General features: G+C 60.8%; 13 protein-coding genes. 10 read left to right on the top strand and 3 right to left on the bottom strand.

The window, feature by feature from the left end; all coding sequences use genetic code 11:
- Positions 1-27: 27 nt before the first annotated feature.
- From BK660_RS14775 to BK660_RS14785, 3 genes are all read left to right on the top strand, one after another.
- Entirely contained in the window at positions 28-1218 is a 1191-nt protein-coding gene (locus BK660_RS14775; protein WP_123433892.1) for a pyridoxal phosphate-dependent aminotransferase, read from the top strand.
- Positions 1211-2626, top strand: coding sequence for an aldehyde dehydrogenase family protein (locus BK660_RS14780; RefSeq protein WP_123433893.1), 1416 nt, complete (start codon positions 1211-1213; stop codon positions 2624-2626). Before BK660_RS14775 ends, BK660_RS14780 begins: the two co-directional genes overlap by 8 nt.
- Positions 2627-2691: 65 nt before the next feature.
- Positions 2692-3396 carry an NAD(P)H-dependent oxidoreductase gene (locus tag BK660_RS14785; protein ID WP_123433894.1) on the top strand — a complete coding sequence of 235 codons (705 nt, stop codon included), beginning with the start codon at positions 2692-2694 and terminating at the stop codon, positions 3394-3396.
- 204 nt (positions 3397-3600) lie between these two features.
- On the opposite strand, the gene BK660_RS14790 is transcribed toward BK660_RS14785, so the two are convergent.
- Positions 3601-3792 carry a YegP family protein gene (locus tag BK660_RS14790; RefSeq protein WP_123433895.1) on the bottom strand — a complete coding sequence of 64 codons (192 nt, stop codon included), beginning with the start codon at positions 3790-3792 and terminating at the stop codon, positions 3601-3603.
- 276 nt (positions 3793-4068) lie between these two features.
- On the opposite strand from BK660_RS14790, the gene BK660_RS14795 reads away from it, so the two are divergent.
- From BK660_RS14795 to BK660_RS14820, 6 genes are all read left to right on the top strand, one after another.
- On the top strand, positions 4069-5037 hold the full coding sequence (locus BK660_RS14795; protein ID WP_123433896.1) for a glycosyltransferase family 2 protein: 969 nt from the start codon (positions 4069-4071) through the stop codon (positions 5035-5037).
- Positions 5038-5040: 3 nt separating this feature from the next.
- The gene (locus BK660_RS14800) at positions 5041-5751 is read left to right on the top strand and encodes a class I SAM-dependent methyltransferase (RefSeq protein WP_123433897.1); all 711 of its coding nucleotides are present in this window, start codon (positions 5041-5043) and stop codon (positions 5749-5751) included.
- The gene (locus tag BK660_RS14805) at positions 5748-6134 is read left to right on the top strand and encodes a GtrA family protein (RefSeq protein WP_123433898.1); all 387 of its coding nucleotides are present in this window, start codon (positions 5748-5750) and stop codon (positions 6132-6134) included. The genes BK660_RS14800 and BK660_RS14805 overlap by 4 nt, the downstream gene beginning before the upstream one ends.
- On the top strand, positions 6131-8254 hold the full coding sequence (locus BK660_RS14810; protein WP_123433899.1) for a DUF6311 domain-containing protein: 2124 nt from the start codon (positions 6131-6133) through the stop codon (positions 8252-8254). The genes BK660_RS14805 and BK660_RS14810 overlap by 4 nt, the downstream gene beginning before the upstream one ends.
- A gap of 72 nt (positions 8255-8326) precedes the next feature.
- Positions 8327-9253 carry a LysR substrate-binding domain-containing protein gene (locus BK660_RS14815; protein WP_123433900.1) on the top strand — a complete coding sequence of 309 codons (927 nt, stop codon included), beginning with the start codon at positions 8327-8329 and terminating at the stop codon, positions 9251-9253.
- 57 nt (positions 9254-9310) lie between these two features.
- Positions 9311-9676, top strand: a complete 366-nt coding sequence (locus tag BK660_RS14820) for a 5-carboxymethyl-2-hydroxymuconate Delta-isomerase (RefSeq protein ID WP_123433901.1) — start codon at positions 9311-9313, stop codon at positions 9674-9676.
- A gap of 3 nt (positions 9677-9679) precedes the next feature.
- On the opposite strand, the gene BK660_RS14825 is transcribed toward BK660_RS14820, so the two are convergent.
- Positions 9680-10615 (bottom strand): LysR family transcriptional regulator, encoded by a 936-nt coding sequence (locus BK660_RS14825; RefSeq protein WP_123433902.1) that lies wholly within the window; start codon positions 10613-10615, stop codon positions 9680-9682.
- A 109-nt stretch (positions 10616-10724) separates the two neighbouring features.
- Complete coding sequence (locus BK660_RS14830) at positions 10725-11909, bottom strand: cyanate transporter (protein WP_123433903.1); 1185 nt, start codon at positions 11907-11909, stop codon at positions 10725-10727.
- 511 nt (positions 11910-12420) lie between these two features.
- Between BK660_RS14830 and BK660_RS14840 the strand changes: the two genes are divergently transcribed.
- Positions 12421-13803, top strand: a complete 1383-nt coding sequence (locus tag BK660_RS14840; RefSeq protein ID WP_123433905.1) for a glutamine synthetase family protein — start codon at positions 12421-12423, stop codon at positions 13801-13803.
- Positions 13804-13952: the final 149 nt, after the last annotated feature.

The following is a 13952-nucleotide window of genomic DNA, read 5'->3' on the forward strand; positions in this document are numbered from 1 at the left end:
TTTTCATTTTCTGGCAGAGGTATCGCCATGCGCTTTTCCGATCTGACACAACGTATCGCCGGGGACGGCGCTGCCGCGTGGGACATTCATTACCGCGCACTCGCGCTGCAAGAGCAGGGTGAAGACATTCTGCTGCTGTCGGTCGGCGACCCGGATTTCGACACGCCGGCGCCGATTGTGCAGGCGGCCATCGACAGCCTGTTGTCCGGCAACACCCACTACGCCGACGTGCGTGGCAAACGTGCCTTGCGCGAAAGCATCGCCAGGCACTACGGACGACGCAGTGGTCAGCAGGTCTCGGCTGATCAGGTGATCGTCCTGGCCGGCGCGCAATGCGCGTTGTTCAGCGTTGCCCAGTGCGTGCTCAACCCTGGCGATGAAGTGATTGTCGCCGAGCCGATGTACGTGACCTATGAAGCCGTATTCGGTGCCTGTGGCGCGGTGGTGATTCCAGTGCCGGTGCGTTCGGAAAACGGTTTCCGCGTGCTGCCTGAAGATGTCGCCGCCCGCATCACGCCGCGCACTCGGGCCTTGGCGCTGAACAGTCCACACAACCCGTCGGGCGCCAGTTTGTCCCGCACCACGTGGCAAGCGTTGGCCGACCTGTGCATCGCCCACGACCTGTGGCTGATTTCCGATGAGGTCTACAGCGAGCTGTTGTTCGACGGCGAGCACGTCAGCCCGGCCAGTTTGCCGGGTATGGCCGAGCGCACCGCGACGCTCAACAGCCTGTCGAAATCCCATGCCATGACCGGTTGGCGAATCGGCTGGGCGGTGGCACCACCGGCCCTCGCTGCACATTTGGAAAACCTCGCACTCTGCATGCTTTATGGCTTGCCGGACTTCGTGCAGGACGCCGCCGTCGTCGCCCTCGAAAGCAACTTGCCCGAGCTGGAGGCGATGCGTGAAGCCTATCGCCAACGCCGTGATCTGGTCTGCGAATGCCTGGCCGATTGCCCCGGCGTGCGGGCCTTGAAACCCGATGGCGGGATGTTCGTGATGGTCGATATCCGCGACACCGGGCTCAGCGCCCAGGCGTTTGCCGACCGCTTGCTCGACCGCCATGGCGTGTCGGTGCTGGCCGGTGAAGCCTTCGGCCCGAGCGCTGCCGGGCACATTCGCCTGGGGTTGGTGTTGGGCGCGGAGCCGCTGCGTGACGCTTGCCAGCGCATCACCCGTTGCGCCACTGAATTGCTGGAGTCTCAGGTTTATGCATAACCATAAAGCGCTGTTTATCGATGGCCGCTGGCAAACCCCGTCGGGGCAGGGCATCGCCGAGGTGATCAACCCGGCGACCGAGGAAATCGCAGGCTCGGTGCCGCTGGGCGATGAGCGTGATGTCGACCACGCGGTGGCCGCCGCACGCAAGGCGTTCAGTTCATGGTCGCGCACGCCGTCGAGTGTGCGTGCCGGTTACATCCGCGCCCTCGCCGAGCAGTTGCGCGCGCGGGCTGACGAGATGGCGTCGGTCATCACCGCTGAACTGGGCATGCCGGTGCAATGGTGTCGCTCCGTGCAAGTCGACGGCCCGATCATCGGGCTCGAGCAGTACGTCGAATTGGCCGGCCTGATGGACGAAGTGCGTGAGGTCGGCAACTCGCTGGTGATTCGCGAAGCGGTGGGCGTGTGCGCCTTTATCAACCCGTGGAATTACCCGCTGCATCAACTGATCGGCAAGCTCGCCCCGGCGCTGGCCGCCGGTTGCACGGTGGTGGTCAAACCGAGCCAGGAAACTCCGCTGCACGCCTTTTTGCTGGCGCAGATGATTGAAGCCATCGGCTTGCCGGCCGGCGTGTTCAACCTGGTCAGCGGGCCGGGTTCCAAGGTCGGTGAAGCGCTGGCCAAGCACCCGGACGTCGATATGGTGTCGTTCACCGGCTCCACCGGCGCCGGGGTTCGCGTGGCACAAGCCGCCGCGCCGTCGGTGAAGCGCGTGTGCCTGGAACTGGGCGGCAAGTCGCCGCTGCTGATTGCCGAAGACGCCAACTTCGCCGCCGCCGTACGCTACGGCGTGCAAGACGTGATGATCAACTCCGGGCAGACCTGCACCGCGCTGACCCGCATGTTGCTCCCGGCCAGTCGTTACGCCGAAGCCGTGGAACTGGCCATCGCCGAAACCCAAAGCCTGCGCATGGGCGATCCACTGGACCCGCAGAGCTTTCTTGGCCCGATGTGTTCGGCGGCGCAACGGCGCACCGTGCGTGACTACATTCAGGTCGGCCAGCAGGAAGGCGCAAGGCTGGTGTGCGGTGGCGACACGGCCGAGGCATTCGAGCGTGGTTTCTACGCCAGCCCGACGCTGTTCGCCGATGTCGACAACCGCATGCGCATCGCCCAGGAAGAAATCTTCGGCCCGGTGCTGTGCCTGATTCCCTACACCGATGAAGCGCAGGCGATTCAGCTCGCCAACGATTCGCCGTTCGGTTTGTCCAGCGGCGTCTGGGCCGGCAGCGCTGAACGCGCCTTGACGCTTGGGCGGCAGTTGCGTGCCGGGCAGTGTTTCCTCAACGGCGCGGCGTTCAATTATCAGGCGCCGTTCGGTGGCTACAAACAATCGGGCAATGGCCGCGAGTGGGGCGAGGAAGGGCTCAACGAGTTCGTTGAAGTGAAGGCGATTCAGGTGTGATCGCTCATTGAATGCGCGCGTTACCGACTCCAAACTCACTGCTGGTCAATGTTTAAGGAATTGTCATGAAAGTACTGATCGTCCACGCTCACCCGGAGCCGAAATCCTTCACCGCCGCCCTGCGTGACCAGGCCGTCGCGACCCTTGAAGCTCAAGGGCATGAGGTGCAGGTCAGCGACTTGTACGCGATGAACTGGAACCCGGTGGCGAGCGCCGATGACTTTTCTTCGCGGGAAAATCCGGAGTACCTGGTGTATGCACTGGAGCAACGGCTGGGGGTGAAAAGCCAGTCGCTGGCGCCGGACATCCGGCAGGAACTCGACAAGTTGCTGTGGGCTGACCTGCTGATCCTCAATTTCCCGATTTTCTGGTTCTCGGCGCCGGCCATGCTCAAGGGCTGGATCGATCGGGTGCTGGTGTCGGGGATTTGTTACGGCGGCAAGCGCTTTTACGATCAGGGCGGCTTGAGCGGCAAGAAGGCGCTGGTGACCGTGACCCTGGGCGGGCGCGAGCACATGTTCGGGGATGGCGCGATTCACGGTCCGCTGGAAGACATGCTGCGGCCAATCCTGCGCGGTACGCTGGCGTATGTTGGTTTTGATGTGCTGGAACCGTTCGTGGCGTGGCATGTGCCGTACATCAGCGACGAGGCGCGCAAGGAATTCCTGACGAGCTATCAGCAGCGACTGGAGCATTTGAGCGATGATCAGCCGATGCAGTTTCCGCGGTTGGCGCAGTTTGATGAGGCGTTGTATCCGTTGCCGGTCTGAGCCTCTGATCGGCCAATAGTGTTGCAGTGTTCTTCGGGCCTCTTCGCGAGCAAGCCCGCTCCCACATTCGATCGCATTCTTCTTGGAAGAACTCGGTTAAATGTGGGAGCGGGCTTGCTCGCGAAGGGGCCAGTGAATCCAACCCGGAAAATCAATGGATAACTCCATGCCCAAGCTTAACAGCCCGGGCATTGGCTATCGGGCTTAGATCTCTTTCACCGGCGTCTCACCCTCAACCCCTTTGATCAGCCCGATGGCATGCAGGCAATCGGCCTTGTTCACATACGACTCGCCACTGGCGATGGTCTCGTGATTCCCCGCCCTCAACCGCCAGCGCCACTGTCCTTTGCCGGTGCTCGGGGTGCCCCTGGATTGCCTGTAAATTTCGAAATACATACTGCTCGCTCCATGCGATGGGTTATTGCGACAACCTGTGTGACGCGTCGGGGGCAAGCCTAGCGGAGCTGGCTTTTTTGGCCACCGGGCATTTGTTTCCGGGCATTTGAAAATATTTCTGCCGACGCCGGCGGGCCGGTGGGAATGGCCAAAACCCCCTCGGATTCGCCCTTGCATCACCACCCTCGGTCCTGCTTAATACGACTCGGCTCATGGCGTCGAGAAACCGGCGACGACCCCGGATTGTAGAAAAACCACTATAAAAAAGAGCAATCAATGACTCTTCAGCACGGAACGCAACTGGACGGGCACCTGGCGTTATCGCTCGTCATCCCGGTGTTCAATGAAGCCGCCACCGTCGATTTGTTCCTCGCGCGGATCAATGACGTCTTCAAGGATGTGGCACTGATCAGTCTGGAGTTGGTGTTCGTCAATGACGGCAGCACCGACTCCACGCTGGACCTGTTGCTGGAACGCCAACTGACAGACCCGCGCCTGCGCATCGTTGATCTGAGCCGCAATTTCGGCAAGGAAGCGGCGTTGACCGCAGGTTTGCAGACCGCGACCGGCCAGGTCGTGGTGCCGATCGACGTTGATTTGCAGGACCCGCCGGAGGTCATCCTCGAGATGATTGCTCGCTGGCGTGAAGGCTTTGAAGTGGTGCTGGGCCATCGTGTGAGTCGTAAAACCGATTCCTGGGCCAAACAGACCTCGGCCAACTGGTTCTACCGCCTGCACAACAAAATCGCCGAGCAACACCTGCCGGAAAACGTCGGTGACTTCCGGCTCATGGATCGCTGCGTGATCGATGCCTTGCAGACCCTGCCCGAGTCCCGGCGCTTCATGAAAGGCCTGTTTGCCTGGGTCGGGTTTCGTACCACCCACGTTAACTACGAACGCCCGGAGCGGGCAGCTGGCGCGACCAAATTCAATGGCTGGCGCTTGTGGAACTTCGCTTTGGAGGGCATCACCAGTTTCAGCACCGAACCGCTGCGGATCTGGACTTACCTCGGGCTGCTCGTTTCACTGATTTCCTTCTCGTTCGCCATCTTCATCATCCTGCGCACCTTGATCTCCGGTATCGACCTTCCGGGTTATGCCTCGCTGATGGTCGCCGTGACCTTTCTGGGTGGCCTGCAATTGATCGGCATCGGTGTGCTGGGTGAATACCTGGGCCGAACCTATATCGAATCGAAACGCCGACCGGTGTATCTGGTGCGGCGAGTCTATGACCCCAAGGACTGAACCGTGGATCTCAAGGAAACCGACATTCTCGGTTCAAGCATCGATCAGCATTGGTATTACGCCTCCAAAGCGGCGGCGACCACGCGGTTGCTCGGCAGCACTCCGTTCAAGAAGATTCTTGATGTGGGCGCAGGCTCCGGGTTCTTTTCTCACCATCTGCTGAGTCATTCACCGGCCAGTGAAGCGTGGTGCGTGGACATCAGTTACGACGCCGACTCGGACGCCAGCACTGCCGGTAAACCGGTGCATTACCGTCGCGAAATCGCTGCGGTGGACGCCGACCTGGTGTTGCTGATGGACGTGCTGGAGCATGTCGAAGACGACGTCGGGTTGCTCAAGGCCTATGTCGACAAAGTCCCGTCCGGCAGCCGGTTCCTGATGACGGTGCCGGCGTTCCGGTTTCTCTGGAGCGGGCACGACGAGTTTCTCGAACACAAGCGCCGCTACACCCTGGCGCAACTGGAAACCGTGGCCCGGGACGCCGGATTGACGGTGCAGCAGGGCGCTTATTATTTCGGCCTGGTGTTCCCGATTGCCGCCACGTTGCGCTTGCTGCCCAAAGGCGCACAACCTTCGCCGCCGCGTTCACAACTCAAGCGACATCACCCGCTGGTGAACACGCTGTTGAAGACCCTGTGCAGCATCGAGTTGCCGTTCATGAACGCCAATCGTCTGGCCGGGTTGACCGTGTTTGTCCTGGCGCAGAAACCGTGACGTCAGCTGAAAAATCCGCCCTGATCAAGCGTGGCCTGCGCTTTGCCGTGACCGGGTTGTTCGTCACGGCCCTGCATGCGCTGGTGGCCGTGCTGTTCATCAATTACGTGTCGCCATTGCCGCCATTGGCCAACGGCGTGGCGTTTGCCGTGGCGACGGTGGTGTCCTACGTAATCAATACCACCTGGAGTTTTTCCGCGCGGTTGCACGGCCGGACACTGCTGCGTTTCATGACGGTGTCCGTTGCCGGTTTTCTGCTGGCGATGCTGGTGGCCTGGGCTGCGCAGATGGCCGGGCTGCATTACTTGCTGGGGATTGGCGCCGTGGCGCTGACGATTCCAGCCTTCACCTTTGTACTGCATAACTTCTGGACGTATCGATGAAGGATCTTGTTAAACGCCTGCCGCTCAACCTGCTGCCCCTGTTGATTGGTGTAGTGGCCTTTTTCATCGTGGTCGGGCCGAGGGCGCTGAACCCGCAAAATATTGCGTGGCTAGGGAACGGTGATCCGGCGACGCATTATTTGGGCTGGGTGTTTTTTCGCCAGTCGCCGTGGTCCTTTCCCGTCGGGCTTAATCCTTCCTATGGGCTGGAACTGGGCAATGGCATCATTTTTTCTGATTCCAATCCGCTGCTGGCCCTCTTGTTCAAACCGTTCGCTTCGCTATTGCCGACGCCTTTCCAGTATTTCGGGCTGTGGTTCCTGGCCTGCTTCGTCTTGCAGGCCTGGTTTGCCTGGAAGCTGGTGGGTCTGGTTTCTTCCCACGTGGGTATACGCGCCGTCGGTACGGCGCTGTTTCTCTTCGTGCCGCCCATGATCATGCGCCTGCCGTTCCATCTGTCCCTCGGTGGGCAATTTCTGGTTCTGGCCTCGTTGTACCTGGGGCTGCACCCGAATTTGTGCCGTCGACGACTGGCCTGGGGGGCATTGCTGGCGGCGGCCGCGTTGATCCATGCGTACTTTCTGGCGATGGTGGCCGCGATCTGGATCGCCGACCTCATGACCGGTTTTTTCAAGAAAAAACTGACGCTTCGGTCGGCTGCCATTGAATTGATCGGGCTGTTTGCGCTGGTCAGTTTTTGCTGTTGGCAGGCCGGCTACTTTTCAGTGGGCAGCGGCGCGGTATCGGACGGTTTCGGCCTGTACTCCATGAACCTGTTGTCACTGGTCGATCCGGGCAATTGGGCAGGGCAATGGTCTTATGTGCTGAAGGATTTACCCGGTGTTCAAGGGCTCGGTGATGTCGAAGGGTTTCTCTTCCTCGGGCTCGGGCTGATCATGCTGGGCCTGTGTGCACTGGTGGGGCTGCTGCGCGGCAACACCGGTTTTGCCCAGCGATTGCGGCAGCGCCCCATTTTACTGGCGGCACTGCTGGGGTTGAGCCTGTTCGCGATATCCAGCCACGTGACGCTGGGCTCGCTCGAATGGACCTTTGCGCTACCGCAGTGGGTGATCTCGGTCGCCAACATTTTCCGGGCTTCGGGACGGATGTTCTGGCCGGTCTACTACGCGATGATCTTCGCCATCATTTTCCTGGTGATTCGCGCCAATACGCCCCGCACTGCCGTGAGCCTGTTGTCCCTGGCGCTGCTGATACAGGTGCTGGACACCCACGCCGGCTGGGCAGGCGTGCGCAAGCAGTTGATGGCTGAACCGGCGGCGCAGTGGGCGTCGCCCATGGTCGATCCGTTCTGGAAAAGTGCGGCGGCCCATTACCGGAACATTCGCTGGATTGTTCCGCAAAACCAGGCCCCGCAGTGGATGTCGGTGGCTGATTTTGCCGGTGTCCATGGCCTGGCGACGAATGCCGTTTACCTTGGCCGGGTGGACACCACCAACGCGATCAAATCCGAGCAGCAGGCGGCGGAAGAAATGGCCTCGGGCAAATATGCCGCCGACTCGTTGTACCTGCTTGATGAGCGGGCGGTGATCCAGGCGGCGAGAAGCGTAGATACCCAAACGGATCTGTTCGCCAGAATTGACGGGTTCACGGTGTTGGCCCCTGGCTGGAAGCAGTGCAGCACGTGCTTGCAGGTGGCCTCGCCAATCAACCCACTGGAGCTGATGCCCTCCGTGGAGCCCGGGCAAAAGACCCTGTTCAACCAAGGTAACAAGGGCGGGGCGCTGCTCGGCAAGGGCTGGTCCGAGAGCGAAGTGTGGGGCACCTGGTCTAAAGGTCCCGACGCCGAAGTCATATTCCGGGTCCCGGCGCCCGTGCACTCCTTGCGTCTGGAGGCCACGGCGTTCCTGCCACCGGGGCATGCGCGGCAACGTGTCGTCATCCGCATCAACGGCGTGCCGGCCCTGAGTACTGCGCTTGAGCAGGCCGATGGCAACGTTATCGACGTGCCTCTCACGACCGAGATGCAACAGCAGGTGGCGAGTCAGGGCGTGTTGTTTTTGCAATTGCAGTTGGCCGACGCCGTCAGCCCGAAACAGCTCGGGATCGGCGCCGACGTTCGGCCCCTTGCGCTCGGGTTGAAGGCCTTGACCGTCAATTGATGCCCGCTGGACATAGACGCCTCCCTCGGGCCTTTCTACACTGCCTCAAGTGTTGGGGACCGAGGGCAAGGAATGAATCGTAACGAACTGCGCAAGGCGGACATCAACCTGATGGTGGTGTTCGAAACGTTGATGCTCGAGCGCAACGTGACGCGGGTGGCGGAGAAGCTGTTTCTCGGTCAGCCGACGATCAGCTCGGCGCTCAACCGCTTGCGGGCGATGTTCAACGATCCACTGTTCATTCGCGTCGGCCACCGTATGGAACCGACGGCCCGCGCCGAGGAGTTGATCCAGTACCTGTCGCCGGCGCTGGATTCGTTGTCGGTGGCGTTGAGCCTGACCCACAGTTTCGACCCGGCCAGCAGCACCATGACCTTTCGCATCGGGCTGTCGGATGACGTCGAGTTCGGCCTGTTGCCACCGTTGCTGCGCGCCTTGCGCCAGGAGGCGCCGAAAGTGGTGTTCGTGGTCCAGCACGTCGATTACTGGCGCATACCGGACTTGCTGGCGTCCGGCGACATCACGGTCGGCATCAGCCAGACCCGCGGCCTGCCGGCCAACGCCAAGCGCAAATTGTTGCGCCACATTCAGCCGAGCATCCTGCGCGCCGATGCGTCCGACACACCGCTGACGCTCGATGAATATTGCTCACGCCCTCACGTGCTGGTTTCCCACACCGCGAACGTCAGTGGTTACGCCGATGAGTGGCTGGCCGAGATTGGCCGGACACGCCAGGTGGTCCTGTCCGTGCCGCAATACAGCTCGTTGCCGGCGTTGCTCGCGGGCACCGATCTGATTGCCAGCCTGCCGGATTACACGGCCGACGCCATGGCGGCCACCGGTCTGCTGTTCAAGGAACCGTTCCCGTTCAAGACCCCGACCCTGGACCTGTCGATGGTCTGGCTCAGCCATGTCGATACCGACCCTGCCGAACGCTGGTTGCGTTCGCGCCTGGAGGTGTTCATGAGTGAACGTCCACCCTTGCCGCTGCCCGAGTGAGTCAGACGGCGCTGTGTTATACGTAGGATCTTTCTGCCGACTACCTGGAGCCGCCTCATGCCACACCTGCACATGGAATACACCGCCAACCTGCCCGGGCTGAACGCCGACGTAGCGTTGATCCGGCTCAATAATGCCTTGGTGGCTTCCGGTCAGTTTGCGGCGGAATTCGACATCAAGAGCCGCGCGCTGAAGGTCGAGACTTTCAAAGTCGGCACCGCGTTGAATGAGCGGGCGTTTGTGCATGTGAAACTGGCGCTATTGAGCGGTCGCCCACCGCAGATCAAACAGCAGTTGTCGGAAAGCCTGCTGGCGGTGGTCCAGGACCTGTGCGAATGGCCAGCCGGCGTCGAAGTGCAGTTGTGCGTGGAAATCCTCGATATCGATCGCGAGTCTTACACCAAGACCGCCATCAGCCTCTGAATCTCAGGCCAGTGCCTGCTCGGCGCAGACATCAATCACCTGCTCGCGCAGCCAGGTGTTGGCGCTGTCCCGATCGGCGCTTTGACTCCACTGCATGTCCAGGGTGAAACCCGGCAGGCCGTTGGGCGCTTCGCAATGATTGAAAATGGCCTCATTGGCCAGCAATTGCTGGAGGCGGCGGGGCAGGGTGAGGATGTAGTCGGTGCCGGTGATCATCTTCAGTGCCGCGCTGTAGCTGTTGGCCCGCGCGACAATCTGCCGTTTGTGCGCCTGTTGCGCCAGCCAGCCATCGACCATGTTGGTGCTGGACGTCCACGGGGTTGGAAACACATGCCGGCGTTGCACAAAGGCTTGCAGGCTTAACCGCGGCTCCAGCGGCGTGGCGCGTTTGTCGAACACGCAGACCAGGTCATCTTCCAGTAACAGCCGGGATTTGAAGTCGGTGTGGCTGCGATGGAAATTCGGGCCGAAACAGATCACCAGGTCGAGACGGCCATCGCGCAATTCGTCGACGGGGATGTCGGTTTCGAACTTGTGCATGTTGACCATCACCGGCAGGTCGGCGAAATCGAAGCGCTTGAGCAGCCGCGGCAGAATCAGTTGCTCGAAGTACTCCGGCGCGCAGATATTGAACGTTACCGCTTGCACGGTCGGGTCGAATGCCTGGGCGCCGGCGTGGCACAAGTTGATGCTTTCGAGGATTTTCAGCACATGCGTGTACATGGTGCTGGCCTTGTAGGTGGGACGCATACCGGTGCGGGTATTGATGAACAACTCGTCTTCAAAACTGGTCCGCAGCTTTTTCAGGCAGTAACTCACCGTGGACTGGCTGACGCAGAGCGCCTCCGACACACCGGTGACGCTGCTTTGCTCGTACACGGCGACAAACACCATGAGGTCCTGCATGTCGAGCTTTCTAAGCAAGTTACTGTTCAGCATCCGTTCTGTCTCGCTGTGCTGCGTGCGCGATCAGTGCGCAAACGTGTGCGAAAGATCCTAACGGAACGATGGTGCCAGGAGAATGCCTTGTAGGAAGTTTCTGCGCCGATCAGTGAATGTGTTGGTGGTAATGCCGCGGATTGAAGCGCAGGACCATCAGAATCATCAACCCCACGACCCCGGTCAACGCCCACCAGGCCCATTCAAAACTGCCCAGCTCATCGCGGATCATCCCCGCTATCAGCGGTGAGAGGCCGGCGATCAAGTACCCGATGCCCTGCACGAATGCCGTCAGCGCGCCGGCGCGTTGCGGGTCATCGAGGTGATCCAGCGACACAATCAGGCTCATCGGGAACAGTCCACCGATGCCCAGCCCCAGAAGGCACGGCCAGAGCAAGCTCAGCTGTTGCGGGCAGAGAATCAGCCCGCAGAAACCAGCCATGATCAGTGCCAACAACACCACTAGCACCAGACGCCGGTCACGGCTGCGATTGGCAATGGCGGGCGTCACCAGCCCGGACAACACTTCCATGGCCGTCAAAAAGCCCAACAGCAACCCGGCGTTCTGTTCGCTCCAGCCCTGTTCCACGTAGTACGGCGCGAGCCACGCCAGTACACAGGTGTAGGACGCAGTGCCCAGGCCGAAGAAGATGGCGAGTAACCAGGCGCGGGAATTGGCGAAGAAGCTCGACTGGCGGGCTGATTGCGTCGAGCGTGCCGTTGATTCGCCGCGCTGGCCAGACCACAGCAGCAGGGCCACCATGGCCAGCGCCGCCCAGATCGCCAGGCCGATACGCCAGCTGCCGCTCTGATTCATCACCAGCGGCGCAAACGAGGCTGAAATCGCCGCGCCGCCCATAATCGACGTGACATAGAGGCCCATGCACAGTGCGACGTTGTCACTGAACCGGGCTTTGATCAGCGCCGGCATCAGGGCCTGGATCAGCGCAATACCGATACCCGCCAGCACCGCACTGAGGATCAATTCGGCGGCCGAATCGAGAAACAACCGCGACGCAGTGGCCCCGCCAATGATCAACAGCGACAGCACCACCGTGCGCTGCACGCCGAAGCGTTGGCTGACCCGCAAGCCGAAAAACATCGCCAGGCCCATGGTCATGACCGGCAGCATCGTCAGCAGCGAGGCCATGCTGAAACTGAGCGCGATGTCCGCACGAATCGACGACAGCAAGGGCCCGACCGCCGCCATCGACGGACGCAGGTTAAGGGCGACGAGCATGATGCTGAACATCAGCCAAAGGGCAGGGCGGGTCGTTGCGCGAACGTTTTCCATCAAACAGACCTTCAAAAACAAGGCCCCGATTAGGCGCGCGAGGGCTGGCGGCCGCAAATCAGATAATCCGCGGCACTATTTAAAAATTAAATACCCCACCCACACCACCGTCCCAATGTGGGAGCGGGCTTGCTCGCGAAGGCGTCGTGTCAGTCACCCTATGTATCGACTGTCACACCGACTTCGCGAGCAAGCCCGCACCCACATTGGATGCCGGGTGTTTGGAGGTGATTGTTTAGTCAATCCGCAACCAAGGTTCTTCAAATCCCGATTTAAAGACCTGACCTCCCGTGTGACGCTGACTCATCTGTCCTCTGCGGTTTGACCTATGGGCGATTGTCCCGTCGCACTTCCCTCCGAGTTGGCCTTCTGGGCGCTGTGGCATTGCCGTCACGCACGCCCACCGGATTCCTGCATTTCCCGTTGATTGTTCTGACAGGTCCTGCGCTATGCGCTGGATCACATCGGCGACGCCTGCGCGTTTGCCTGACGCGGAAAAAAGAGAATACCCATGAGTTGTGCCACGACATCGTTCGCCTCCCCGCAAGAAGCCCTGACCTTTCTCGAACAGAACCCGGACATTGAAATGTTCGAGCTGTTCATCCTCGACAACAACGGCGTACCACGGGGCAAGTTGCTGCATCGCGATGAACTGCTGGCGGTGTACGAAAGCGGCCGGCCGCTGCCGAGCACCATTCTGGGCCTGACCATTAATGGCGACGACGTGGAAAATTCCGGACTGGTCTGGGACGTCGGCGACATTGACTGCCGTGCCTACCCGATCAGCGGCAGCCTGACGCGCATGCCGTGGCGGTTGATTCCGACCGCGGCGGTGCAAGTCAGCATGCACCCCAAAGAAGGCATGCCGGCGACGATCGCCGATCCCCGGCACTTGTTGGCGAAAGTGATCGAAGGCTTGCAGGCCGACGGGTATTACCCGGTGATGGCGGCGGAGCTGGAGTTTTACCTGCTGGATCAGCAGCGCGACAGCAACGGGCGGCCGCAACCGGCGCGGGATGTCGGTGGCGGGCGACCGCGCACGACGCAAGTTTATGGCTTGCGTGAACTGGAGCAGATCGAACCGTTTCTGGCCGATCTCTACAGCGCCTGCAAGCTGCAAGGCATTCCGGCGCGCACGGCGATTTCCGAATACGCGCCGGGGCAGGTGGAAATTACCCTCGAACACCGAACCGATGCCCTACAGGCAATGGACGAAGCCGTGCGTTACAAACGGCTGGTCAAGGGCGTGGCCCACAAACACGGGATGACGGCTTGCTTCATGGCCAAGCCCTTCGACGACCTGGCCGGCACTGGCATGCACATGCATGTCAGCCTGGCGGACAGCGAGGGCAACAACCTGTTTGCCAGCGAAGCCCCGGACGGCACGCCGTTGCTCAGGCAAGCGGTCGGCGGCATGCTCAGTACCTTGCTCGATTCATTGCTGTTGTTCTGTCCGAACGCCAACTCCTACCGCCGATTCCAGACCAACAGCTACGCGCCCCTGGCGGCGACCTGGGGTGTGGACAACCGCACGGTGAGTTTGCGCGTGCCGGGTGGGCCGGCGTTCTCCCGGCACATCGAACACCGTATTTGCGGCGCTGACGCCAACCCGTACCTGGCCGCCGCGGCGATTCTGGCCGGTATTCATCGCGGTATCCGCGAACAACTCGACCCAGGTGCGCCGGTGGAGGGCAACGGGTACGCCCAGGCCACGGAGTTGTTACCCACCGATTGGCTGACCACGTTGCGTGCGCTGGAGGGGTCGACCTGGGCGCGTGAAGCGCTCGGGCAACCCTTTCTGGGCGTCTACCTGGCCGTTAAACGCGCCGAGTACCGACAGTTCATGGGCGAGGTCGGCGAGCAGGATTGGCGCTGGTACCTGAACCAGGCCTGAATCATTCTCAAATAATCAAAACGTTTGTCGCTGGTTTTATTAGCCAACTAATCGTTGGCTTCTTTTTCACAAAAAATTGATGGTTGGGTGCCTAACATAAGTGTTGTCACGGTCAATGAAATTTTCACATTTGCCGTAGGCACTTCTTT

The sequence above is a fragment of the Pseudomonas brassicacearum genome, assembly GCF_003732265.1.
Classification (GTDB): Bacteria; Pseudomonadota; Gammaproteobacteria; order Pseudomonadales; family Pseudomonadaceae; genus Aquipseudomonas; species Aquipseudomonas brassicacearum_D.